This window comes from Streptomyces sp. PA03-3a (assembly GCF_033792735.1).
Lineage (GTDB): Bacteria > Actinomycetota > Actinomycetes > Streptomycetales > Streptomycetaceae > Actinacidiphila.
The window spans coordinates 88,421-111,961 of record NZ_JARAVM010000011.1 but is presented as its reverse complement, the minus strand read 5'-3'; the positions used below and the strand labels follow the sequence as shown (position 1 = coordinate 111,961).

At 72.8% G+C, this 23,541-nt stretch carries 24 protein-coding genes; 10 read left to right on the top strand and 14 right to left on the bottom strand.

Features of this window, described 5'->3' with window-relative positions; genetic code table 11:
* Positions 1 to 18 precede the first annotated feature (18 nt).
* Positions 19 to 804 carry a dienelactone hydrolase family protein gene (locus tag PV342_RS15810; RefSeq protein WP_386991583.1) on the bottom strand — a complete coding sequence of 262 codons (786 nt, stop codon included), beginning with the start codon at positions 802 to 804 and terminating at the stop codon, positions 19 to 21.
* Between the two features lie 101 nt (positions 805 to 905).
* On the opposite strand from PV342_RS15810, the gene PV342_RS15805 reads away from it, so the two are divergent.
* Positions 906 to 2,099 carry an adenosine deaminase gene (locus PV342_RS15805; RefSeq protein WP_500317523.1) on the top strand — a complete coding sequence of 398 codons (1,194 nt, stop codon included), beginning with the start codon at positions 906 to 908 and terminating at the stop codon, positions 2,097 to 2,099.
* Between the two features lie 165 nt (positions 2,100 to 2,264).
* A complete protein-coding gene (locus PV342_RS15800) occupies positions 2,265 to 2,594 on the top strand; it encodes a hypothetical protein (protein WP_018561296.1) in 330 nt (109 codons plus the stop codon).
* Between the two features lie 76 nt (positions 2,595 to 2,670).
* On the opposite strand, the gene PV342_RS15795 is transcribed toward PV342_RS15800, so the two are convergent.
* The 5 genes from PV342_RS15795 to PV342_RS15775 all read right to left on the bottom strand — a co-directional run bounded on the left by PV342_RS15795 (position 2,671) and on the right by PV342_RS15775 (position 6,381).
* A complete protein-coding gene (locus PV342_RS15795; protein WP_018561297.1) occupies positions 2,671 to 2,871 on the bottom strand; it encodes a PspC domain-containing protein in 201 nt (66 codons plus the stop codon).
* A gap of 84 nt (positions 2,872 to 2,955) precedes the next feature.
* A complete protein-coding gene (locus PV342_RS15790; protein WP_500317521.1) occupies positions 2,956 to 3,444 on the bottom strand; it encodes a VanZ family protein in 489 nt (162 codons plus the stop codon).
* A gap of 53 nt (positions 3,445 to 3,497) precedes the next feature.
* Positions 3,498 to 4,157 carry a hypothetical protein gene (locus PV342_RS15785; RefSeq protein ID WP_360998585.1) on the bottom strand — a complete coding sequence of 220 codons (660 nt, stop codon included), beginning with the start codon at positions 4,155 to 4,157 and terminating at the stop codon, positions 3,498 to 3,500.
* A complete protein-coding gene (locus tag PV342_RS15780; protein ID WP_400798954.1) occupies positions 4,154 to 5,707 on the bottom strand; it encodes an ATP-binding protein in 1,554 nt (517 codons plus the stop codon). Before PV342_RS15780 ends, PV342_RS15785 begins: the two co-directional genes overlap by 4 nt.
* Positions 5,704 to 6,381, bottom strand: coding sequence for a response regulator (locus tag PV342_RS15775; RefSeq protein ID WP_026251393.1), 678 nt, complete (start codon positions 6,379 to 6,381; stop codon positions 5,704 to 5,706). The genes PV342_RS15780 and PV342_RS15775 overlap by 4 nt, the downstream gene beginning before the upstream one ends.
* A gap of 187 nt (positions 6,382 to 6,568) precedes the next feature.
* Here PV342_RS15775 and PV342_RS15770 point away from each other — a divergent pair, with 187 nt between their 5' ends.
* Positions 6,569 to 7,345 carry a SigE family RNA polymerase sigma factor gene (locus PV342_RS15770; protein ID WP_089224332.1) on the top strand — a complete coding sequence of 259 codons (777 nt, stop codon included), beginning with the start codon at positions 6,569 to 6,571 and terminating at the stop codon, positions 7,343 to 7,345.
* Between the two features lie 142 nt (positions 7,346 to 7,487).
* On the opposite strand, the gene PV342_RS15765 is transcribed toward PV342_RS15770, so the two are convergent.
* Positions 7,488 to 8,111 carry a uridine kinase family protein gene (locus tag PV342_RS15765; protein WP_026251394.1) on the bottom strand — a complete coding sequence of 208 codons (624 nt, stop codon included), beginning with the start codon at positions 8,109 to 8,111 and terminating at the stop codon, positions 7,488 to 7,490.
* Positions 8,112 to 8,285: 174 nt separating this feature from the next.
* Between PV342_RS15765 and PV342_RS15760 the strand changes: the two genes are divergently transcribed.
* Entirely contained in the window at positions 8,286 to 8,636 is a 351-nt protein-coding gene (locus PV342_RS15760; RefSeq protein WP_500317518.1) for a hypothetical protein, read from the top strand.
* A 123-nt stretch (positions 8,637 to 8,759) separates the two neighbouring features.
* Here PV342_RS15760 and PV342_RS15755 read toward each other — a convergent pair whose 3' ends face one another.
* The 3 genes from PV342_RS15755 to deoC are packed head-to-tail and all read right to left on the bottom strand — an operon-like array spanning position 8,760 to position 12,158.
* A complete protein-coding gene (locus PV342_RS15755) occupies positions 8,760 to 9,674 on the bottom strand; it encodes an aldehyde dehydrogenase family protein (RefSeq protein ID WP_391577478.1) in 915 nt (304 codons plus the stop codon).
* Positions 9,667 to 11,154: an aldehyde dehydrogenase family protein gene (locus tag PV342_RS15750; RefSeq protein ID WP_500317516.1), complete on the bottom strand. Its 1,488-nt coding sequence runs from the start codon at positions 11,152 to 11,154 to the stop codon at positions 9,667 to 9,669. Before PV342_RS15750 ends, PV342_RS15755 begins: the two co-directional genes overlap by 8 nt.
* Before the next feature lie 8 nt (positions 11,155 to 11,162).
* Positions 11,163 to 12,158 (bottom strand): deoxyribose-phosphate aldolase, encoded by a 996-nt coding sequence (gene deoC / locus PV342_RS15745; protein WP_500317609.1) that lies wholly within the window; start codon positions 12,156 to 12,158, stop codon positions 11,163 to 11,165.
* A 130-nt stretch (positions 12,159 to 12,288) separates the two neighbouring features.
* Here deoC and PV342_RS15740 point away from each other — a divergent pair, with 130 nt between their 5' ends.
* From PV342_RS15740 to PV342_RS15730, 3 genes are all read left to right on the top strand, one after another.
* A complete protein-coding gene (locus tag PV342_RS15740) occupies positions 12,289 to 12,882 on the top strand; it encodes a SigE family RNA polymerase sigma factor (RefSeq protein ID WP_392610517.1) in 594 nt (197 codons plus the stop codon).
* Positions 12,879 to 13,841, top strand: coding sequence for a hypothetical protein (locus PV342_RS15735; protein WP_400798944.1), 963 nt, complete (start codon positions 12,879 to 12,881; stop codon positions 13,839 to 13,841). The genes PV342_RS15740 and PV342_RS15735 overlap by 4 nt, the downstream gene beginning before the upstream one ends.
* Before the next feature lie 88 nt (positions 13,842 to 13,929).
* A complete protein-coding gene (locus tag PV342_RS15730) occupies positions 13,930 to 14,583 on the top strand; it encodes a PH domain-containing protein (RefSeq protein WP_386991604.1) in 654 nt (217 codons plus the stop codon).
* A gap of 78 nt (positions 14,584 to 14,661) precedes the next feature.
* Here PV342_RS15730 and PV342_RS15725 read toward each other — a convergent pair whose 3' ends face one another.
* From PV342_RS15725 to PV342_RS15715, 3 genes are all read right to left on the bottom strand, one after another.
* A complete protein-coding gene (locus PV342_RS15725) occupies positions 14,662 to 16,392 on the bottom strand; it encodes a phospho-sugar mutase (RefSeq protein WP_396347068.1) in 1,731 nt (576 codons plus the stop codon).
* A gap of 284 nt (positions 16,393 to 16,676) precedes the next feature.
* Positions 16,677 to 17,510: a purine-nucleoside phosphorylase gene (locus PV342_RS15720; protein ID WP_500317514.1), complete on the bottom strand. Its 834-nt coding sequence runs from the start codon at positions 17,508 to 17,510 to the stop codon at positions 16,677 to 16,679.
* 133 nt (positions 17,511 to 17,643) lie between these two features.
* Complete coding sequence (locus PV342_RS15715; protein ID WP_354796417.1) at positions 17,644 to 18,081, bottom strand: gamma-glutamylcyclotransferase family protein; 438 nt, start codon at positions 18,079 to 18,081, stop codon at positions 17,644 to 17,646.
* 63 nt (positions 18,082 to 18,144) lie between these two features.
* On the opposite strand from PV342_RS15715, the gene PV342_RS15710 reads away from it, so the two are divergent.
* Both PV342_RS15710 and PV342_RS15705 read left to right on the top strand, forming a co-directional pair.
* Positions 18,145 to 19,593: an NAD(P)H-quinone dehydrogenase gene (locus PV342_RS15710; RefSeq protein WP_400798938.1), complete on the top strand. Its 1,449-nt coding sequence runs from the start codon at positions 18,145 to 18,147 to the stop codon at positions 19,591 to 19,593.
* Between the two features lie 180 nt (positions 19,594 to 19,773).
* Positions 19,774 to 20,763 carry a DeoR/GlpR family DNA-binding transcription regulator gene (locus PV342_RS15705; protein ID WP_018561315.1) on the top strand — a complete coding sequence of 330 codons (990 nt, stop codon included), beginning with the start codon at positions 19,774 to 19,776 and terminating at the stop codon, positions 20,761 to 20,763.
* 83 nt (positions 20,764 to 20,846) lie between these two features.
* Here PV342_RS15705 and PV342_RS15700 read toward each other — a convergent pair whose 3' ends face one another.
* A complete protein-coding gene (locus PV342_RS15700; RefSeq protein WP_360998568.1) occupies positions 20,847 to 22,619 on the bottom strand; it encodes an acetyl/propionyl/methylcrotonyl-CoA carboxylase subunit alpha in 1,773 nt (590 codons plus the stop codon).
* Between the two features lie 376 nt (positions 22,620 to 22,995).
* On the opposite strand from PV342_RS15700, the gene PV342_RS15695 reads away from it, so the two are divergent.
* Positions 22,996 to 23,463 (top strand): hypothetical protein, encoded by a 468-nt coding sequence (locus tag PV342_RS15695; protein WP_386991609.1) that lies wholly within the window; start codon positions 22,996 to 22,998, stop codon positions 23,461 to 23,463.
* The last annotated feature ends 78 nt before the right edge of the window (positions 23,464 to 23,541 follow it).

Here is a 23,541-nt window from a genome sequence, read left to right as displayed (position 1 = left end):
CCGTGGTCGCCGGGCGGCTCAGCGCAGTTGGGGCGACCGGCCGAAACCGGAGGCCAGGGGCATGCGCAGGCCGAGCGGAGGAGGGGCGGCCAGCGCGTCGGCGACGGGGCGGGCGAACGACCGCCCCAGCAGGGTGCCGAGGACGAAGTCGGACGTCAGCGAGGCGACTTCGGCCCGGTGGTCGTGGAGCAGGTGGCCGTCGGTGTGCACCTCGAACCGGCACACGTCCCGGTTGACCTTCTTCACCCGCTCGGCCAGCCGGTAGGAGAGATCGGGGTGGGTGGAGCCGTCGTTCGTGCCGTGCACGATCAGGACATGGCGGCCTATCAGCTGCTTCACCGGATCGGGCTCGGGCGCGTCCGGCAGCCACGGGGCTATGGCGACCGCGGAGTTGACGGCCGGGTGGCCCGCGGCCCGCAGCGCGGCGCGGCCGCCCATGTCCATGCCGACCAGCGACACCGGTACGTCACCGTAGCGGCGGACGACCTCGTCGACCGCCCACTGCGCGTCCTCGGCCGGGTGGGCGTGACCGCCGTTCCAGCCGCGGAAGCGGTAGTGCACGACGTGCACGGCCAGGCCCCCGCCGCGGCCCGCCGTCCGCATGAGCCGACGTGCCAGCGGCACCATCGCCGCGGCCGCCACGGGGGAGCGCCGACGGGTGCTCAGCGCACGGCCGCCGGGCAGCAGCAGCACGGCGGCACGGACCGCCTCCTCGTCCGTATCCCGCCGGGCCGCCGGGTTCAGACCCGGTGTCACTCTCTTTCCCAACCGCGCACCACGCACCGGTAAAGCTTGCGAAGCCATGGCGTAACCATGGCAGACGGGAAGGTGTGCACGACCTGGCCAGGAGGTCAATATTCGGCATCATCCAAGAGTTCTACGCGCGTAGGGGGTATGTTTCGGAAATGACGAGCTCAAGCACGCTCCCCTTCCCCGCGGGCGCTGCGGGGGCCACCCCCACGCCCGAGCAGATCCGCCGTGCACCCAAGGTGCTGCTCCACGACCACCTCGACGGCGGCGTCCGCCCCGGGACCGTCGTCGACCTGGCCCGCGCGTCGGGCTACGACGGCCTGCCGGAGACCGACCCGGACAAGCTCGGCACCTGGTTCCGCGAGGCCGCCGACTCCGGCTCGCTGGAGCGCTACCTGGAGACCTTCTCGCACACGGTCGGCGTCATGCAGACCCGCGAGGCGCTCACCCGGGTCGCCGCCGAGTGCGCCGAGGACCTCGCCGCGGACGGCGTCGTCTACGCCGAGGTGCGCTACGCCCCGGAACTCCACGTCGAGCACGGGCTCTCCCTCGACGAGGTCGTGGAGGCCGTCAACGAGGGCTTCCGGGAAGGCGAACGGCGGGCCCGCGAGGCGGGCGGCCGGATCCGGGTGGGCGCCCTGCTCACCGCGATGCGGCACGCCGCCCGCTCGCAGGAGATCGCCGAACTGGCCATCCGGTACCGCGACCGGGGCGTCGTCGGCTTCGACATCGCGGGCGCCGAGGCCGGCTTCCCGCCCACCCGCCACCTCGACGCCTTCGAGTACCTCCAGCGGGAGAACTTCCACTTCACCATCCACGCCGGCGAGGCCTTCGGCCTGCCCTCCATCTGGCAGGCCCTGCAGTGGTGCGGCGCCGACCGGCTCGGCCACGGCGTGCGCATCATCGACGACATCGAGGTCGCGCGGGACGGCACGGTCTCCCTCGGGCGGCTGGCCAACTATGTGCGCGACAAGCGCATCCCCCTGGAGATGTGCCCCACCTCCAACCTGCAGACCGGCGCGGCCGCCTCGTACGCGGAGCACCCCATCGGACTGCTGCGCCGGCTGCACTTCCGGGTCACGGTGAACACCGACAACCGCCTGATGAGCGGTACGAGCATGAGCCGCGAGTTCGCCGAGCTGGTGGCCGCGTTCGGCTACACGCTCGACGACATGCAGTGGTTCACGGTCAACGCGATGAAGTCCGCCTTCATCCCTTTCGATGAACGTCTCGCGATGATCAATGACGTGATCAAGCCCGGATACTCGGAGCTGAAGGCCGAGTGGCTGTTCCGTCAGACGGCCGCCGCCACCGCCGTGGCCAGCGATTCCTCGCCGGAAGGGGGATGAGGCCGGGGCCGTCCCGCCGTGCGGCGGCGGGCCGGCCCGGGCCCGGGGCGGCCGTTCGCGGTGCTTGCACCGCCCCGCGTTCCGTCGCTACGTTGCGAAATCCCGCGAACACCATCCGTGTGTGCCGCGGCGGACGCACCATCCCCCATCACGAGGATCGCAACCATGAAGACCGGAACCGTCAAGACTCTCGGTGCCGCCGCGCTGGGCGTGGCCTTCGTCGGGGCCGCCGCGGGCGTCGCCTCCGCCGCTCCGACGGACACCAACCTGGGCCTGCCGGACGCCTCGGCCCTGCCGGCCTCCGTGCCGGTCGCCAACGTGGCGAAGTCGGTCCCGGTCGGTGCCGTCACCAGCGGCCTGCCGAAGTCGACCAACCTCGTCCCCGGTGTGCAGAACGCCCCGCAGGGCGTGAGCACGCTGCTCGGCGGCCTCCCGGTCGGCGGCCAGCTGCCGCTGGGCCAGCTCCCGCTGCAGGGCCTGCCGATCGGCGGCTGAGCGCCGCCCGGACGAACGGCGGACGGGCCGCACCCCCTCGGGGGTGCGGCCCGTCGGTGCTTCTCGGGCCGTGGCGTCACACCGCGGCCTTCGTGCTCCCCTCGTTCGGCAGCAGCAGCCACAGCGCGAGGTAGAGCAGGAACTGCGGCCCGGGCAGCAGGCACGACAGCAGGAAGATCACGCGCATCGTGGTGGCGGAGGTGCCGAACCGGTCTGCGAGCCCGGCGCAGACCCCGGCGATCATCCGGCCGTGACGCGGGCGGACCAGTGCGGACATGGCGGGTGCTCCTTCGGGAGTCGAGGCCGGTCTCTCCGGCCGATGACATCACCGTACGAGCGCATAACACCGCGAATCATCGCTCTACGGTGCGATCCCGACCCTGGGAATCCTCGGGGTCCGCCCCTGAGTCCCGGTCAGCCGGGCCTGCCGGCGGACGCTGCGGCGGTGCACCCACGCGCGTGCCGCGGGCACCACGGCGAGGTGTGCCAGCGCGACCCCGGCCGTGTTGAGCAGCAGGGCGTCCACGTCGAAGATCTGCCCCGGCACTCCGGTCTGCATTAACTCCAGGGCGAGCGAGATCATCAGGCCCGCGAAGACCGTGCGGGCGAACGACCCCGTCACCGAGGCCCGCACCCGGCCGCCGGCCATCGGCAGCAGCACGCCCAGCGGGGCCAGCAGCGCCATCCCCGAGGCGATCCGGCCGGCCGCCTCCGCGGGCCCCATGGCGAGGTCGGAGCGGATGGTGGCGAACGGACGGAGATTGGGGGCGTCCACCCAGGGCACGTACTGCGGACGCAGCATCAGCCACCCGACCAGAGCCAGATGCACCGCGGCGAGTACCAGGCCCACCGCGCGCACTTTCGGGAGAGAGCCGTCGCGCCGCACGCCTGGAAGGACGTCTGTCACTTCACGGCGGTTCCAGCGGTCTCCGCCGCCTCGGGGTCGGTGCGCAGGTCCCCGGTGCAGGTGAAGCGGCGCACCGGGGTGTCGTCGGAGCCGCCCAGGAGCACCCCGCCGCTGCCGGCGGCCGCGCCCGTACCGGCGTAGGTGCACACCAGCTGGGCGAGCGCGAACGGCGGCAGGTCGCTCAGCGGCGCGCTGATCCGGAGCGATTCGCGGGGGTCGTCGCGGCGCGGTCCCTCCACCGCCAGGTCGCCCTGCACGGCCGTGGTGAAGCCGGCCGACGACTCGCCGCCGCGCGGCTTGCGCTGCAGTTCGCGCAGGAGCAGCACGGCAACCCCCAGCTGGTCCAGGCCCTCCGTCCGCACGGAGCGGTTCACCCCGGCCACCTGGGCGCTGCACACCAGGTACACCCGGGCGGTCAGCCCCCGGGGCGAGGCGGAGGCCGTCGCGGAGGCGCTCGCCTCCTCGTCCGGCACCGCGCAGGAGACGCGGGAAGGCGCCGGTCCGGCGTCCACCGGCACCGAGGTGGTGCGGATGCCGCAGCCGGCCAGCAGGACCACGCCGAGCAGGGCGAGGAGCGGGCCGCGCCGGCGACGGGCGGCGCCCGCGGACGGCAGACCCGGGGCGTGCGGGGCGGCGCCCCCGGACGGCTGCGTCACGTGCCCTCGTTTCCTTCCTCGGTCTCCGCCGCCTGGCCCGCCCCGGTGCGCATCGGCAGCCGCAGCGTGAACACCGCTCCGCCGCCAGGGGCGTTGGCCGCGGCGATCTCTCCGCCGTGGATGTGCGCGTTCTCCAGGGCGATGGACAGGCCCAGGCCGCTCCCCTCGGAACGGGCCCGGGAGGCGTCCGCCTTGAAGAACCGGTCGAAGACGTGCGGCAGCACGTCCTCCGGGATGCCGGGGCCGTTGTCGGCGACCTCGACGACGAGTTCGTCCCCGTCCTGCCTGACCTTGACCCGGACCGGCGAGCCGCCGTGCTTGAGGGCGTTGCCGATCAGATTGGCGAGGATCACGTCCATGCGGCGCGGGTCGAGCAGCGCGATGATGCCGCGCGGCGCGTCCAGTTCCACCGCGTCGAGCCAGGCGCGGGCGTCGATGCAGGCGGTGACCAGGTCGGAGACGTCGACGTCGTCCATGACCAGCCGCGCGGTGCCCGCGTCGAAGCGGGTGACCTCCATCAGGTTCTCCACCAGCTCGCCCAGCCGCTTGGTCTCGCTCACCACCAGCCGTACCGCCGGGGCGATCATCGGGTCGAGGGAGTCCGCCTCGTCCTCCAGCACCTCGGTCACGGCGGTGATCGCGGTCAGCGGGGTGCGCAGCTCGTGCGACATGTCGGCGACGAAGCGGCGGCTGGCCGCCTCGCGCTGGCTCAGCTCGTCGACCCGCATCTCCAGCCGTTCCGCGGTGCGGTTGAACGTCCGCGACAACTCGGCGAGTTCGTCGGTGCCGGTGACCCGCAGCCGGGTGTCGAGCTTGCCCTCGCCGAGCCTCCTGGCGGCGTCCCCGAGGCGGGCCACGGGCCGCAGCACGGTGGAGGCCGCGGCCTGGGCGAGCAGGGCCGCGCCGATCAGGGCGAGGGCGGTGGCGATACCGAGCGACCAGGCCAGCGAGTTGAGGTCCTTGCGCTCGGCCTCCAGCGACTTGAACATGTAGCCGGTCGGCCCGCCGCCGATCACCTTGGCCCCGCCGACCAGGTACGGCTGGCCGTTGCGCGTGACCCGCTGCCAGTACAGGTGGTACTCGGCGGGGTCGCCCGTCTTGGGGTTGCGCTTGCTGACGGCCTTGCGCAGCGTCGAGGGGACGGCGTCCAGCGAGAAGCCGTCGCTCAGCGACTTGGTCGCGCAGCGCTCGCCGTCCGGGCCGGTGCCGATCAGCAGCACCTGGTAGTTCTGGGTGCTGGCGCCGATGCTGCGCGCGGCGTCGGCCAGTTTGTCGCAGGACGGGTACCGCGGCAGGGAGCCCGCGTTGCGGGTCATCGAGGCGCGGAAGTCGTTGAGGGCGGCGTTCTGGGCGCGCGTCAGCACCGCGTCGCGGTTGAGCCAGTACGCGATGCCGGAGGCGGAGACGGCGGCCGCCAGCGCCACGGCGGCGAAGACGGCGACCAGGCGCAGCCGCAGGCTGGTGAGCCGCATCAGCCGTGACCTCCAGCCGCTCAGCCGCCGGTCCGTCCCGTCGTCGGCGGCCGGGTACTCGTCGTGCGGTGGATTCACGCCGGCGCGTCCAGGCGGTACCCGACACCCCGGACGGTACGGATCAGGGTCGGCGACGAGGGCACGTCCTCGATCTTGGCGCGCAGCCGTTGCACGCAGGCGTCCACCAGACGCGAGTCGCCGAGGTAGTCGTGCTCCCACACCAGGCGCAGCAACTGCTGCCGGGACAGGGCCTGACCGGGGCGGCGGCTCAGCTCCAGCAGCAGGCGCAGCTCGGTCGGCGTGAGCTGCAGGTCCTCGCCGTTCTTCGTGACGGTCATCGCCGAGCGGTCGATGACGATGCTGCCGAAGGCGGCCGCGTCGGTGCTGTCCCGCTCGCCGCGGCGCAGCACGGCGCGGATGCGGGCGTCCAGCACACGCGGCTGGATGGGCTTGACGACGTAGTCGTCCGCCCCCGACTCCAGGCCCACGACGACGTCGATGTCGTCGCTGCGCGCGGTCAGCAGGATGATCGGCAGCTGGTCGGTGCGACGGATGCGCCGGCACACCTCGAAGCCGTCGATGCCCGGGAGCATCACGTCCAGCACGATCAGGTCCGGCCGCTGCTCGCGCAGCAGCTTCAGCCCGTCCTCGCCCGTCGCCGCGGCCACCACACGGTGGCCCTGGCGCGACAGGGCGAGTTCGAGGCTCGCTCGGATGGCGTCGTCGTCCTCGATCAGCAACAGGAAAGGCACGCTCGCATTCTCTCCCAAGAGGACCCGTGGAAGGTACCGCCGTGGTCTGTGACGGGGCTGTGACACTCGGCGGACAACGCCATGAAACTGACGCGGCAGGCTATTGCCCATCGACGGGGACGCCACCGGGCGGCCCTCGCCGGACAGGTATGAAGACCAGACCGGCTCCACCCACGGGGGGCGCGAAATGAACGCACTGCACAGCACGACGACCACCGCAGTCCTTCAGCCGCGCCTGCACACCGCGGGCCGGGGCGTCGAGAAGTCCGGTGCCACGGGCGGGCGGGGGTGCGCTCGTGGCACCGGGCGTCAGGTGGTCCGCAACCGGCCGCCGTACATCACGGCGATCGAAGGGGGTCACGGGGGAGACGGGGGGCACGGGGGTGTCGCCTACGGGGAGGCCACGGGGGCCCGGGAGATCCCGGGGGAGCGGTGCTTCACGGCGGACGCGGACTTCACCGCCTACGTCCAGGAGCGCCGGGCCTCCCTGTACGCGACCGCCTACCACCTGACGGGGGACCGCTACGAGGCGGAGGACCTGCTGCAGAGCGCGCTGTTCTCCACCTACCGGGCCTGGGACCGGATCAGCGACAAGGCCGCGGTCGGCGGCTACCTGCGCCGGACCATGACCAACCTGCACATCAGCGCCTGGCGCCGCCGCAAGCTCAACGAGTACCCGACCGAGGAGCTGCCGGAGACGGCGGGCGAGACGGACGCGATGCGCGGCACCGAACTGCGGGCCGTGCTGTGGCAGGCACTGGCCAAACTCCCGGAGCCGCAGCGCACGATGCTGGTGCTCCGTTACTACGAGGGCCGCACCGACCCGGAGATCGCCGAGATCCTCGGCATCAGCGTCGGCACGGTGAAGAGCAGCATCTGGCGCTCCCTGCGCCGGCTGCGCGAGGACCAGACGCTCAGCGCGGGCGTCGACGAGGAGGCGGCGTTCGGCGAGCTGGTGGCCTGACGCCGGGGGGAACGGGGAAACGGGGGGCCCACGGGGGGAACGGGGGAACCGGGGGAGGCAAGAGGGAGCGGTCGCGCGCAGCGGGGGGTCTGTGCGCACCGCTCCCTCACGCATGTCCTTACGGACCCGCGCGCCGTTTCGTTCAGACTCGGACGGCGATCGAAGGAAAAGTTGCGCGACCGATCCGTTCCAGTGCCTCGTCCCGGTCGCACACATGCGCCCCGAGCTCCGCGTGCCGGGCGACGATGTCCCGCTCGGCGCGCATCAGGTTCCAGCCGCGGCGCAGCAGGAAGGGCAGCGACTTCCGCCCCTCGCGCAGGTCGCGGACGAAGCGGCGGCGCGCGGTGGTGACCGCGCCGCGGCTCAGGCACAGCGCGTCGGCGAGCAGGCCGAGTTCGGCGCAGCGCGCGACGATGTCGGCGGCGAAGATGCCCTCGGCGATGAAGAGCGGCGCCCCGTCGATGTCCAGCTCCGCCCGTCCGGTGACGGAACTGGTGGAGAGCTCGTACACCGGGACGGCGGTCCGGCCCGTGGCGCACAGCTCGGCGACGGCGGCGAGGGCCGCGTCGGTGTTCCAGGACAGCGGGGAGTCCCAGTCGGCCCCCACGCCGCTCGGCAGCATCGGGAGGGACGGGTCGTCACCCTCCTTGTAGAAGTCGTCCAGCCGCAGGACCGGCAGGCCGGTGCGGGCGGCGAGGGAGGACTTGCCGGACCCGGAGGGACCGGTCAGCAGGATCACGCGGGCGGCGGGAGGGCGAGAGCTCACGGGACACCAGTGTGAGGCATTCCGTCTTTGGAGTGACCCGCCGGGACATGCTTTGGATACGTGATGTTCAACCAACTACGGTGAGTGACGTCATTGTCGCGTACGGGGACGGCGGTCAACGCCGTTCCGGGACCGGTCCCGTGAGCGGGCCGGCGACCAGGCAGGTGGATCCTCATGCCGCAGTTCTCCCGCACTCTTCTCCGCGCCGCCGTCCTCGCGGTGTCGTCCGCCGCGGCCGTCGCCTCGGCGGGGGCGGCGCACGCGGACGTCCAGAGCGAAGGGGCGGCCACGGCCGCCAAGGCCGGCCGGGCCGCGACGTCGGCCCTGATCGGCACGGTGAACCACGTGCCGGTGAACCCGTTCGCGCAGACCAGCGTCAACCCGCTGGACAACTCGGTGGGTTCGCAGGTCGCCGACTTCAAGCCGGTCTCCACCGCGGACGTCACCAAGCCGGTCGCCAACAGCCGCACGGTCTCCGACCTGCCGCTGCTCGGCGACACGGTCAGGACCCTGCAGGGCGGCTGACGCGGCGCCGGAACGCGTACGGCGGCGGGCCCCCGCGGGGACACATCGGTCGCGGGGGCCCGCCGCCGGGTCGTGCGGGCGCTGCCGGCCCCCGGCGGCGGGACGGGCCGCCGGGGGACGGGATCAGTACGCGGAGCCCGAGGCCGCCCCGGCCCCCGCGGGGTGCCAGACGGTCTTGGTCTCCAGGAAGGCCGTCATGCGGTCCGTGCCGGGCTCGGCGGCCCAGTCCACAGCCTGTGGACGGAGCACGCGCTTGAGGTTGTCCGCGGCCGCGATCTCCAGCTCCTTCGCGAGCGCCGCGTCGTCCACCGTGCCCGCCAGGTCCAGGGCGTTGACGTCCATGTGCGCGGCGAGCGTCGGCGCGACCTCGGAGGTGCGTCCCGACAGGATGTTGACGACCCCGCCCGGCAGGTCGGAGGTGGCCAGCACCTCGCCCAGCGACAGCGCGGGCAGCGGGACCCGCTCGCCGGCCACGACGACCGCGGTGTTGCCGGTGGCGATCACCGGGGCGACCACCGAGACCAGGCCCAGGAAGGAGGATTCCTGCGGCGCGACGACCGCGACGACCCCGGTCGGCTCCGGGCTCGACAGGTTGAAGTACGGCCCGGCCACCGGGTTGGCGCCGCCCACGACCTGGGCGATCTTGTCGGTCCAGCCCGCGTACCAGACCCAGCGGTCGATCGCGGCGTCCACCACGGCCGCCGCCTTGGACTTCGACAGCCCCTCGGCCTCGCCGACCTCGCGGACGAACTGCTCCCGGCGGCCCTCCAGCATCTCCGCGATGCGGTAGAGGATCTGCCCCCGGTTGTACGCGGTCGCGCCCGACCAGCCGGCGAAGGCCTTGCGGGCTGCGGACACCGCGTCACGGGCGTCCTTGCGGGAGGACTGCGGGGCGTTGGCGAGCCACTTGCCCTTGGCGTCGGTCACCTCGTACACCCGCCCGCTCTCGCTGCGGGGGAACTTGCCCCCGACGAACAGCTTGTAGGTCTTGAAGACGGACAGCCGCACTGCCTCGGCCTTCTCGGACTTCTCAGACATCGAGGTACGCCTCCAGACCGTGGCGACCGCCCTCGCGGCCGAAGCCCGACTCCTTGTAGCCGCCGAAGGGCGAGGTCGGGTCGAACTTGTTGAACGTGTTGGCCCACACCACACCGGCGCGGAGCTGGTTCGCGACCGACAGGATGCGCGAGCCCTTCTCCGTCCAGATCCCCGCCGACAGGCCGTACGGGGTGTTGTTGGCCTTCTCCACGGCCTCGGCCGGGGTGCGGAAGGTCAGCACCGAGAGCACCGGGCCGAAGATCTCCTCGCGGGCGATGCGGTGCGCCTGCGTGACCCCGGTGAAGAGCGTCGGCGCGAACCAGTAGCCCGCGGAGGGCAGTTCGCACGCCGGCGACCAGCGCTCGGCGCCCTCGGCCTCGCCGGCCTCGGCGAGCGCGGTGATCCGGGCCAGCTGCTCGGCGGAGTTGATGGCGCCGATGTCGGTGTTCTTGTCCAGCGGGTCGCCGACGCGCAGCGTCGACAGCCGGCGCTTGAGCGCGTCCAGCACCTCGTCCGCGACGGACTCCTGGACCAGCAGCCGGGAACCCGCGCAGCAGACCTGGCCCTGGTTGAAGAAGATGCCGTTGACGATGCCCTCGACGGCCTGGTCGATCGGCGCGTCGTCGAAGACGATGTTGGCGCCCTTGCCGCCCAGCTCCAGGGTGAGCTTCTTCCTGCCGCCGGCGACGGTGCGGGCGATCTGCTTGCCGACGGCGGTGGAGCCGGTGAAGGCGACCTTGTCGACGCCCTCGTGCGCGACCAGCGCGGCGCCGGCGTCCCCGTAGCCGGGGAGGATGTTGACGACGCCCTTGGGCAGGCCCGCCTGGCGGCAGATGTCGGCGAAGAACAGCGCCGACAGCGGGGTGGTCTCGGCCGGCTTGAGGACGACCGTGTTGCCGGTGGCCAGCGCCGGGGCGATCTTCCACGCCAGCATCAGCAGCGGGAAGTTCCACGGGATGACCTGGCCGGCCACGCCCAGCGGGCGGGGGGCCGGGCCGAAGCCGGCGTGCGCGAGCTTGTCGGCCCAGCCGGCGTAGTAGAAGAAGTGCGCCGCGACCAGCGGGAGGTCGGCGTCGCGGGTCTCCCTGATCGGCTTGCCGTTGTCCAGCGTCTCCAGGACGGCCAGTTCGCGCGAGCGCTCCTGGACGATCCGGGCGATGCGGAAGAGGTACTTGGCCCGCTCGGAGCCGGGCAGCGCCGACCACAACCCGAAGGCCTTGCGGGCGGCCCTGACGGCCCGGTCCACGTCCGCCTCGCCGGCCTGGGCGACCTCGGAGAGGACCTCCTCGGAGGAGGGGCTGACGGTCTTGAAGACCCGGCCGTCGGCGGCGTCGGTGAACTCGCCGTCGATGAACAGGCCGTAGGAGGGGGCGATGTCGACGACGGAGCGGGACTCCGGCGCCGGGGCGTACGCGAAGGCGGAGCCCGGCTTCGGCTGCGCGGCCGGCTGGGGCTGCTGGTTCTTCTTGTTCTGTGTCATCGGAGTTCTCAGTCCACCGTCACGTAGTCGGGACCGGAGTAGCGGCCGGTGCTCAGCTTCTGGCGCTGCATGAGCAGATCGTTCAGCAGGCTGGACGCGCCGAAACGGAACCACTCGTTGCTCAGCCAGTCGTCGCCCACGGTCTCGTTGACGAGGACCAGGAACTTGATGGCGTCCTTGGAGGTGCGGATGCCGCCGGCGGGCTTCACCCCGACCTGGACGCCCGTGGTGGCGCGGAAGTCGCGCACGGCCTCGAGCATCAGCAGGGTGTTGGCGGGGGTGGCGTTGACCGCCACCTTGCCGGTCGAGGTCTTGATGAAGTCGGCGCCGGCGAGCATGCCGAGCCAGGAGGCGCGGCGGATGTTGTCGTACGTCGCCAGTTCGCCGTTCTCGAAGATGACCTTGAGGTGGGCGGAGCTGCCGTCGGGGCGGCGGCAGGCCTCCTTGACCGCCTTGATCTCCTCGAAGACCTTCAGGTAGCGGCCGGCCAGGAAGGCGCCGCGGTCGATGACCATGTCCACTTCGTCGGCGCCCGCGGCCACCGCGTCGGCGGTGTCGGCGAGCTTGACCGGCAGCGCGGCGCGGCCGGCCGGGAAGGCGGTGGCGACGGACGCGACGCGCACGCCGGAGTCGCCCAGGGCCTCCTTGGCGGTCGCGACCATGTCCGGGTAGACGCAGATCGCGGCGACCCTGGGGGTCGTGCGGTCGGTCGGGTCCGGGTTGACGCCCTTGGCGGACAGCGCCCGGACCTTGCCCGGGGTGTCCGCGCCTTCGAGCGTGGTGAGGTCGATCATCGAGATCGCCAGGTCGATGGCGTACGCCTTCGCCGTGGTCTTGATCGAACGGGTGCCGAGGCTTGCGGCGCGGGCTTCGAGGCCGACCGCGTCGACGCCGGGCAGCCCGTGCAGGAAGCGGCGCAGCGCGGCGTCGGAGGCCGTGACGCCGGCCATGGACGCCAGCCGGGCCGCGGCGTCGGGGCCGTGAGCGGGAACAGTGGTGGGCATGGTCACCAGCCCAGCATATCTACGCGCGTAGCGAATGTCACCGGTCCGGGCGGATCCGTCCGTCCCCTTACGGGGGGTGCGGCAACCGAATTGGCGGAACCGGTGGTCTGGTGGGTGAAGGGGGTCATCGATGAATCCAGACGACGAGGCGGAGTTCCAAGGCTACGTCCGTGCCAGATGGGCCCATCTGGTCAGGACCGCCTATCTGCTCACAGGTGACGGGCATCACGCCGAGGACCTCGCGCAGACCGCGCTGGCCAAGGCCTATCGGTCGTGGCGGCGGGTGCAGCGCAGCGACAATCCGGACGCGTATGTGCGGCGGATCCTGATCAGCTGTAACAAGGACCGGTTCCGCAAGAAACGCGTGGCCGAACGGCTCACGGACGTACCGCCCGAGGGCGCCGGCGCCGATCCCACGGCGCGGGTGGCGCAGCGCGAGGAGCTGCTGGCGGCGCTCGGCGAACTGCCGGCGCGGCAGCGGGCCGTGGTCGTGCTGCGGTACTGGGACGACCTGTCGGAGACCGAGGTCGCCCACGCGCTCGGCTGCTCGGCCGGGACGGTCAAGAGCCAGGCGGCCCGCGGCCTGGCCAAGCTGCGCGCCCGGCTGGGCACCGCCGTGATGGCCGCGGAGCCCGTCGGGGCCGGTGCGGGTGCGGGTGCGGGGACGAGGACCGGGCCGTGGGGCACGGCGAAGCACACGAAGGCAGAAGGAGGGGCCCGATGAGGGACATGGGAGACGCGACGGGGTACGGCCCCACGGACGGCGACACGGAGTTCGAGGCGCGGCTGCGCGAGCTCCTCGAGGAGCAGACGGACGTGCTGGGCACGAGCGAGGCGCCCTACGCCACGATCGTGCGGCAGGGCAGGACGAGCCGCAGGCGCCGGGTGTTCGCCGCGGGGGCCGGGCTGGCGGCACTGGTCGCGGTGCCCGGCACGGCCGTCGCGATGCACTACCAGCCCGGCGACGGCGGCCAGGCCGTTCTGCCGGCCCATGGCGCCCTGCCGTCCGCGCAGGCGAGCGCGACCCAGCTGCAACCCTCCGCCCCCGTGCGGGCGAGCGGGCCCGAAGGCCCCGTGACGCCGGGGCAACTGGCGGACGGGATCACGTTGGAGCGCGCGGCCGAGGCGCTGGAGGGGTGCCTGTCCTTCGACGCGAAGCACCAGGCGGCCGACTCCCCCTTCCGGCACGACCTCGGCAAGCCCGAGGACTACCGGGTGATCCTCGCGCTGAACGCCACCGGCGACATGAACTCCCCCGGCGACGGCATCCGGGTGGTGGCGGTCGGCACCCCCGGCGGTACGCCGGTCCGGCTGATCTGCACGGACAAGGGCGGGGAGACGCAGGGTGTGAGCACCAGCTCGGGCGACACCGGCGCCCCGGGCCGCGGGCCCGTCGTGCCGGACGACAACGCCTTCCGGCTCTACAAGCAGGACGGCGCCACCGGCCCGGGGCTGCCGTACCACTTCCCCTTCCGCTGGGGCAGCGTCGGCACGGTCGAGCACGGGGTCGCCAAGGTCACCGTCTCCTGGGGCGGCGTCACGCGGCAGGCCGCGCTCGACCACGGCTACTTCGCCGCGACCGGGGTCCTGGCCGCGGCGGAGGACTCCCTGCCGCACATCAAGGGCTACGACGCGGCGGGCAAGCTCGTCTACGACTCCACGCAGGACAAGGCGTACGAGTAGGCGGCGAGCGGACGGCGCCGACGCCGATGCACTAACGCAACCTCCGCCCCGCCGGGCGCGGGCCCGGGGTCGGGCACAATCTGATCTCATGACGAGCTCCGAGAACCCCGCCCCCGAACCGCAGCCCGACCCCGGGCAGCCGAAGTACGCCGAGCGCGCCTACCGCTCGGCGGCCGGTGTCGCCGGTGGCGTGATCATGCTCGCCGTCACGCTGTGGCTCGGCATCGACGCGATCGTCCGCGGTACGGGGAACACCCCCTGGCTGGCCCTCGCGCTGATGCTGCTGATCGTGCCGCTGGTCGTCGCGTTCACCCTGCGCCCGGTCGTCCGGGCCGGGGACGACCGTCTGCTGGTCCGCAACCCCTTCCGTACCGTCACCGCGTCCTGGGGCGCCGTGGAGGGACTGCGCTCCGGCTACTCGACCGAGCTGTTCGTGGAGGGCAAGAAGTACCAGCTGTGGGCCGTCCCGGTGTCGATGCGCGCCCGCAAGCGGGCCGCGCGGGCCAGGACGCGCGCCGCCGCCGCGGGCGACCCGGGCGCGACGCTGGGGGCCCGCCCCGGCGCGCCGGACACGACCCGGGCCTGGTCCGACCGCGTGGTGGACGAGCTGCGCGAGCTCGCGGAGCGGCACGGCGCCCGGGAGGGCGCGCCGAGCGAGGTCACGGTCCGCTGGGCGTACGAGGTGATCGCCCCGGCGGTGGCGGGGGCGGTCGTGCTGGTCGTCCTGATGGCCATCGGCTGAGCCCGAGACAGGGCGCGAACGACGCCGCCCCGGTCGTGCCCGCCCGGGCACGACCGGGGCGGCGTCGTCAGCAGCGCGTCAGGCCTGCGCCGGGGCCTCGTCCCGGGGGAGTCCGGCGGCGGTCGCGAGGTCGGCCTTGACGGCCGCCAGCACCTCGGCGGCCTGGGCGCGGACGGTGGCCAGCCGGTCGGCGCCGGGCACGGGAAGGACCGCCTCCAGGTAGCACTTCAGCTTGGGCTCGGTGCCGCTCGGGCGCACGATCACCCGGGCCGACTCCACACCGGCGCCCGGAGAGCCGGCCAGCCGGTAGCGCAGGCCGTCGGTGGGCGGCAGTTCGGCACTGCCCTTGGAGAGGTCCTCGGCGGTGACGACGGCGAGACCGGCCAGCGAGCTGGGCGGCCGCTCCCGCAGCCGGCTCATCGCGTCGTCGATGACCGACAGGTCGGCGACCCGCACCGAGAGCTGGTCGGTGGCGTGCAGCCCGTACTCCAGGGCGATGTCGTCCAGCAGGTCGGAGAGCGTACGGCCCTTGGCCTTGAGCTCGGCGGTCAGTTCCGCGACGGCCAGGGCGGCGGTGACGCCGTCCTTGTCGCGCACGCCCGCGGGGTCGACGCAGTAGCCCAGCGCCTCCTCGTAGCCGAAGCGCAGGCCCTCCACCCGGGAGATCCACTTGAAGCCGGTCAAGGTGTCGGCGTAGGGCAGCCCCGCGCGCGCCGCGATGCGGGAGAGCAGGGAGGAGGAGACGATGCTCGCCGCGAAGGTGCCGTCGGCCCGGCGGTGCACCAGGTGGGTGGCGAGCAGCGCGCCGACCTCGTCGCCGCGCAGCATCCGCCAGCCGCCCCCGGCGGCGCGGTCCGGCACGGCCACGGCGCAGCGGTCGGCGTCGGGGTCGTTGGCGATGACGATGTCGACGTCGGGGCCGAGCGCCCGGGCCGCGGCGAAGGCCAGGTCCATCGCCCCCGGCTCCTCCGGGTTGGGGAAGGCGACGGTCGGGAAGTCCGGGTCCGGCTCGCCCTGTTCGGCGACGACGTGCGGGGCGGCGAACCCGGCGCGCTCGAAGGCGGCGGTCAGCACGTCGCGGCCGACCCCGTGCAGCGGGGTGTAGACGACCGAGAGGTCACGCGGTGTGTGCCGGTCCACGACGGAGGCGGCGCGGTCCAGGTAGGCCTCGACGACCTCCTCGCCGAGGACCTGCCAGCCGCCGTCCGCCAGCGGTACGCCGGACAGCGGCCCGATCGCGGCGATCTCGTCGGCGATCCCCGCGTCGGCGGGCGGGACGATCTGCGAGCCGTCGCCCAGGTAGACCTTGTAGCCGTTGTCCCGCGGGGGGTTGTGGCTCGCGGTCACCGCGACACCCGCGACGGCGCCGAGGTGGCGGATCGCGAAGGCCAGCACCGGCGTCGGCAGCGGTCCGGGCAGCACGGCCGCCCGCAGGCCTGCGCCGACCATGACGGCGGCGGTGTCGCGGGCGAAGTCCAGCGACTTGTGGCGGGCGTCGTGGCCCACGACGACCAGCCCGTCGCCCTTGCCCTGCGCCGTGAGGTACGCGGCGAGACCGGCGGCCGCCCGGATGACCACGGAGCGGTTCATGCGCATCGGGCCCGCGCCGACCTCCCCGCGCAGCCCCGCCGTTCCGAACTGCAGGGTGCCGGCGAACCGGTCCGCGAGGTCGCCGGCCGCCGCCGTGTCACCCGACTCGACCGCCGCGAGCAGGGCCTCGAGCTCGGCACGGGTGTCGGGGTCGGGGTCCTCGGCCAGCCAGGCGCGCGCCTGGGGGATCAGCTCCGCGTTCTCGCTTGCGCTTGCCACGTGATGCTCCTGCGATGTCTCGGTCTTCGGTGCCGCTCGCGCCGCGCGCGGGTCGGCCTGGGGCCTGCCTTCGGCCCGTCATGCCCGCGACCGGTGCCACAGCGGGAGGCCGCGCGGCGGGATCCCGTCCGGCCGGGCGGCGGCGGAGCGGGCCGCCGCGACGAGCGCCGCCCGGTTACCTCCCCGTAGGCCGCCTTCCCTAACCAGGGTGCGGGCACCCCTGGGATCCCGCGCGGTGTGCCGGCGCGGGGGCGCCGGTCCGCCCACCCGGGGGCGTGGGGCGGTCAGATGCGCTCGAGCACCTGGGCGAGCAGGCTGCCCATCCGCGCGGCGGAGTCGCGGCCGGCCTCCAGGACCTCCTCGTGGTTCAGCGGCTCGCCCGTCATGCCGGCGGCGAGGTTGGTCACCAGGGAGATGCCGAGCACCTCGGCGCCCGCCTCGCGGGCCGCGATGGCCTCCAGCGCGGTGGACATGCCGACGAGGTCGCCGCCGATGACCCGGACCATGTTGATCTCGGCCGGGGTCTCGTAGTGCGGGCCGGGGAGCTGGACGTAGACGCCCTCCTCCAGGGAGGGGTCGACCTCCTTGCACAGGGCGCGCAGCCGCGGCGAGTACAGGTCGGTGAGGTCGACGAAGTTGGCACCGACGATCGGCGAGGCGGCCGTCATGTTGATGTGGTCGCCGATCAGCACCGCCTGGCCGGGGCGGTAGGTGGGGCGCAGCCCGCCGCAGCCGTTGGTCAGGACGACGGTCTTGCAGCCGGCGGCGACGGCGGTGCGCACGCCGTGCGCGACGGTGGCGACGCCGTGGCCCTCGTAGAAGTGGTTGCGGCCCAGGAAGACCAGCGCCCGCTTGTCTCCGATCCGCACGGAGCGCAACTTGCCGGAGTGCCCGGCCACGGCCGGCGGCGGGAAGCCCGGCAGTTCGGTCACTGCGAACTCGTGATCGGCCTCGCCGAGGGCGTCGGCGGCAGGCACCCAGCCGGAGCCCATGACCAGGGCGACGTCGTGGGTCTCGCCGCCGGTCAGCTCGCGCAGGCGGGCGGCGGCGGCCGTGGCGGCGGCGTACGGGTCGCCGAGCGGGGTGCGGGCGGCGTGGGGAGTTGCGGAAGAGTTCACGCCGATGAGAGTAGCCGGTTATCTCCTACGCGCGTAGACGTCCCAGGTCACGGTCTGCGGAATTTCGGAGGATCCGCCGATTGACGGGGTCCGGGGGCCGTGGGGAGGCCGCCCCGCCCGGGCTGCCGCCGGGTCAGCAGGGGCGCTTGCGCAGTTCCATGACGTAGTCGTGCGGAGCGCCCGCCGACTCCGCCGCGTCCGCGATCTCCCCGAGGTAGCGCGCGGACGGCAGACCGCCCTCGTAGTCGTTGAGGACGTAGATCCACGCGGGCAGGTCGCCGTCGAGGGTGTGCGCCCGGACCATGTGGCGCCGGTAGATGCCCAGCGGGACACCCTCCCAGCGGTCCATCGGCTCCTCGTCGACCGGGGCGATGTCGTACAGCCCGACGAAGACCTGGTGCAGCGGATCCTCCACCAGGGTGGCGAGCGCGCCCTCCCAGCCCATCTGCTCGCCGCCGAAGGTCAGGCGCCAGCCGCTGAGCCAGCCGGTGCCGCGCAGGGGCGAGTGCGGGGCGCGGCGCGTCATCAGCCGGGCGTCGAGGTTGCCGGCGTAGGCGGCGTAGAGCGACATGGTCATGAGAGTACGACAGCGGGACACCGCCCCCGTAAGTGATCACTTGGCGCGTGCGGGACAATGGGGTACGTGAATCGGATCGTGATCATTGGTGGCGGACCCGGCGGATACGAAGCGGCCCTGGTGGCCAGCCAGCTGGGGGCGGAGGTGACCGTCGTCGACTGCGACGGCCTGGGCGGGGCCTCGGTTCTCACCGACTGCGTGCCGTCGAAGACCCTGATCGCGACGGCCGAGGTGATGACCACCTTCGACTCGTCGTACGAGGAACTGGGCATCATCGTGGCGGACGACACACCGCACATCGAGCAGGCCGCCCGGGTCGTCGGCGTCGACCTCGGCAAGGTCAACCGGCGGGTGAAGCGCCTGGCGCTCGCCCAGTCCCACGACATCACCGCCTCTGTCACCCGTGCGGGCGCACGGGTGATGCGCGGCCGCGGCCGGCTGGAGGGCATGCAGGCGATCGACGGCTCCCGCACCGTCGTCGTCGAGGCGGCCGACGGCACCTCCGAGACCCTCACCGCCGACGCCGTGCTGATCGCCACCGGCGGCCGCCCCCGCGAGCTGCCCGACGCGAAGCCGGACGGCGAGCGGATCCTCAACTGGACGCAGGTGTACGACCTGGACGAGCTCCCCGAGGAGCTCATCGTGGTCGGCTCCGGCGTGACGGGCGCCGAGTTCGCCGGCGCGTACCAGGCGCTCGGCTCGAAGGTGACCCTGGTCTCCTCCCGCGACCGCGTCCTGCCCGGCGAGGACCCGGACGCCGCCGCCGTCCTGGAGGACGTCTTCCGCCGCCGCGGCATGAACGTCATGGCCCGCTCGCGCGCCGAGGCCGTCAAGCGGGTGGGCGACCGCGTCGAGGTCACCCTCTCCGACGGCCGGGTCATCACCGGCAGCCACTGCCTCATGGCCGTCGGCGCGATACCGAACACCTCCGCCATGGGCCTGGAGGGCGCGGGCGTCAAGCTCAAGGAGTCCGGGCACATCTGGACCGACAAGGTCTCCCGCACCTCGGCGCCCGGCGTGTACGCGGCCGGTGACGTCACGGGCGTCTTCGCGCTCGCCTCGGTCGCGGCCATGCAGGGCCGGATCGCGATGTACCACTTCCTGGGCGAGACGGTCGGCCCGCTCAACCTCAAGACGGTCTCCTCGAACGTCTTCACCGACCCCGAGATCGCGACCGTCGGCTACACCCAGGCGGACGTCGACTCGGGCCTGATGGACGCACGGGTCGTCAAGCTCCCGCTGCTGCGCAACCCGCGCGCCAAGATGCAGGGCATCAGGGACGGCTTCGTGAAGCTGTTCTGCCGTCCGGGCACCGGCATCGTGGTCGGCGGCGTGGTCGTCTCGCCGCGCGCCAGCGAACTCATCCATCCCATTTCGATCGCGGTCGACAACAACCTGACCGTCGAACAGATGGCGAACACCTACACGGTCTATCCGTCGCTGTCGGGTTCGATCGCCGAAGCGGCACGGCAGTTGGCGACCCGAAAGGCGGCCGGAGAGCTCTGACAGGGCCTTCGGCACCGGCTCCGGCGCGTCACCGGAGCGGAAGCCTTCGCCTATATAGCACGGGGCGTCCGACCCTGCGAACAACTTCTGTTAATCGGTGCAAACTGCTGATAGCGGAAGGTCATTGGCGTTACTGTCAGTTTCGTGTTCGCAGCAGAACGTCGCCAACTGATCCTCGAAATGGTGCGTGCCAACGGAGCGGTTTCGCTCCGTGAGCTCGCCCGTGTCGTCCAGACCTCGGAAGTGACCGTACGGCGTGACGTGCGGGCGCTGGAGGCAGAAGGACTGCTCGACCGCCGGCACGGCGGTGCGGTGCTGCCGGGAGGCTTCACCAGGGAGTCCGGCTTCCCGCAGAAATCCCATCTATCGACCGCGGAGAAGACGGCGATCGCCGATCTCGCCGCCGGTCTCGTCGAGGAGGGCGAGGCCATCGTCGTCGGCGCCGGCACGACCACCCAGGAGCTGGCACGCCGGCTCGCCCGGGTGCCGGGGCTGACCGTCGTCACCAACTCCCTGCTGGTGGCGCAGGCCCTGGCGCACGCGAACCGGGTCGAGGTGGTCATGACCGGTGGCACGCTCCGAGGCTCCAACTACGCGCTGGTGGGCAGCGGCGCCGAGCAGTCCCTGCAGGGGCTGCGGGTGTCGCGGGCCTTCCTGTCCGGGGCGGGGCTGAGCGCCGAACGCGGGCTGTCCACGTCCAACATGCTCTCCGCCAGCGTCGACCGGGCCCTGGTCCAGGCGGCGGCGGAGGTCGTGGTCCTGGCCGACCACACCAAGCTGGGCACGGACACCATGTTCCAGACCGTGCCCACGGATCTGATCACCCATCTGGTCACGGACGAGCCACCGGCGGGCGACGACCGCGCCGCCACGGAGCTCCAGGCGCTGGCCGACCGAGGTGTGCAGGTCGCCGTCGCGTCGACGGACGGGGCGGACAACGGGATGACCCACGGGCGGCAGCGACGGGAGATGCCGCCCGTGCCGGGACCCCGGCGCCACCAGCACCCCTCAGGCAACTATCCGGGCGGTTCGGCTCCCGGTGAGCCGCGCGCCAGGGCCGCCGGCCAGTCGGCCGGCGGCGTGTCGGGGATGTCCCCGCTGCGCACCGCCCAACTGGCCGGGGAACAGCAGGCCGCCCGGATCGCCGATCTGGCGCCGCGCCGACGCTAGACGGTGACGGCGGAACGCCGCGGGCCCCGGCTGAGTGATCGGCCGGGGCCCGCGGCGTTCGTGCCGCCGTCCGCGGACGGGCGTCAGTCCTTGATCTCGCAGAGGAGGGCGCCCGAGGACACGGAGGAACCGACGTCGGCGGTGAGCCCCTTGATGGTGCCGGCGCGGTGGGCGTTGATGGGCTGTTCCATCTTCATCGCCTCGAGCACCACCACGAGGTCGCCCTCTTCGACGTGCTGGCCCTCCTCGACCGCGATCTTGACGATCGTGCCCTGCATCGGGGAGGTCAGGGAGTCGCCGGAGGCAGCGGAGCCGGCCTTCTTGGTGGCGCGGCGCTTGGGGCGGGCACCGCCGGCGGCGGCGGTGCGGGCCAGGGTCATGCCCAGCGAGGCGGGCAGGGAGACCTCCAGCCGCTTGCCGCCGACCTCGACCACCACGGTCTCGCGGCCGGGCTCGGTGTCGTCCTCGGCGTCGGCCGGGGCGGCGAAGGGCTTGATGTCGTTGACGAACTCGGTCTCGATCCACCGGGTGTGGACGGTGAACGGACCGGTCTTGCCGTTGACCTCGGGAGCGAACGCCGGGTCGCCGACCACCGCGCGGTGGAACGGGATGGCGGTGGCCATGCCCTCGACCTGGAACTCGGCCAGGGCGCGCGCCGCGCGCTGCAGGGCCTGCTGCCGGGTGGCGCCGGTGATGACGAGCTTGGCGAGCAGGGAGTCCCACGCCGGGCCGATGACGCTGCCGGTCTCGACGCCGGCGTCCAGGCGGACGCCGGGGCCGGTCGGCGGGTCGAAGCGGGTGACGGTGCCGGGGGCGGGCAGGAAGCCCCGGCCCGGGTCCTCGCCGTTGATGCGGAACTCGAAGGAGTGGCCGCGCAGCGGCGGGTCGTCGTAGCCGAGTTCCTCGCCGTCGGCGATGCGGAACATCTCGCGGACCAGGTCGATGCCGGTGACCTCCTCGGTGACCGGGTGTTCGACCTGCAGACGGGTGTTCACCTCGAGGAAGGAGATGGTGCCGTCCGTGCCGACCAGGAACTCGCAGGTGCCGGCGCCGACGTAGCCGGCCTCCTTGAGGATGGCCTTGGACGCCGCGTAGAGCTGGGCGTTCTGCTCCGGGGTCAGGAACGGCGCGGGGGCCTCCTCCACCAGCTTCTGGTGCCGGCGCTGCAGCGAGCAGTCACGGGTGGAGACGACCACGACGTTGCCGTGGCTGTCCGCCAGGCACTGGGTCTCCACGTGCCGCGGCTTGTCGAGGTAGCGCTCGACGAAGCACTCGCCGCGGCCGAAGGCGGCGACGGCCTCGCGGACGGCCGACTCGTACAGCTCGGGGACCTCGTCCAGGGTGCGGGCGACCTTCAGGCCGCGGCCGCCGCCGCCGAAGGCGGCCTTGATCGCGATCGGCAGGCCGTTCTCCCGCGCGAAGGCGACAACCTCGTCGGCGCCCGAGACGGGGTCCGGGGTGCCGGCGACGAGGGGGGCTCCGGCGCGCTGCGCGATGTGCCGCGCGGCGACCTTGTCGCCGAGGTCGCGGATGGCCTGCGGCGGGGGGCCGATCCAGGTGAGCCCGGCGTCCAGGACGGCCTGGGCGAAGTCGGCGTTCTCCGACAGGAAGCCGTAGCCGGGGTGGACGGCGTCGGCCCCGGACTCGGCTGCGGCCGCCAGCACCTTGGAGATGTCCAGGTAACTGGTGGCCGGGGTGTCACCGCCCAGCGCGTATGCCTCGTCGGCCACGCGCACGTGCAGCGCGTCCCGGTCCGGCTCCGCGTAGACGGCCACGCTGGCGATCCCGGCATCCCGGCAGGCACGGGCGACGCGGACTGCGATTTCACCGCGGTTGGCGATGAGCACCTTGCGCACGATGGCTCCCTCCTTGAAACAAGCAGAGTTTAGGTACTGGCGACACTTCGTGCCGAGGCACCCCTGGGGGTGAGCTTGCCCACACGGAGGGTGATACGGGCCCCCAATCAGGACCCGGATGCCTAGGCTTCCTACGGTAAAGCCCCATTTATCCCGGTGCTTGCGGCCCTGGGGTGTGGGCCGGGTCACCGTCCTCCACCGTGACCGACGTGGCGCTTTTTTTGTGGGAACTCCACGAAGGCCCGGGTAAATCTTTGCCGGACCGGCGCCCCATACGGGTGGTGCCGCGCGGACTCTTGCCGCAACTCCTACCCGTTAGTAGCGTTCGGCCAGCGAAATACCGCCGGTAATAGGGGTCTGGGACAGGGGGCGCGCAGTGCGCAGAAGTGTCGCCGTGGCGGCGGCCGTATTGCTGATCCTGGAGGCGTTCGGCTTCGCCTTCGTCAACTGGATCATGGGTATCGCCGTACGGCATCAGCAGATGTCCCTGGCCGGGCTCGATCCGGGCGCGATGGCGGTGGGCGCATGGGCGGCAGGCGTGCTGATGGCGCTCTTCCTCATCGCCTGCGCGGTCGTGCTCGTCCGTATGGCGCGGCGCGACCGGTCCCCGGGCCGCTTCGGCCGGATCCTGCTCATCGTGTGCGCGGTGACCCACGGGGTCCTGGGGGCGGGGCTGGCCGCCCCGGTGGGCTGGGCCGCCTTCGTCGGGATGATGGTGGTCCTGGGGTTCGTCGTGCTCGCCCTGGTGCTCTACGCGGGAGAGACGCCCGCCTCGGCCTCCGGCCCGGACGGCGAGCCCGGCGGAAGCACGCCCCCGCCGCCCGTCGCCCCCGCCGCCGTCTGACCGGCCCGGAACAACGGGCCGGTCCGAGCTGGACGGTCCGAGCTGGACGGTCCGAGCTGGACGGTCCGAGCTGGACGG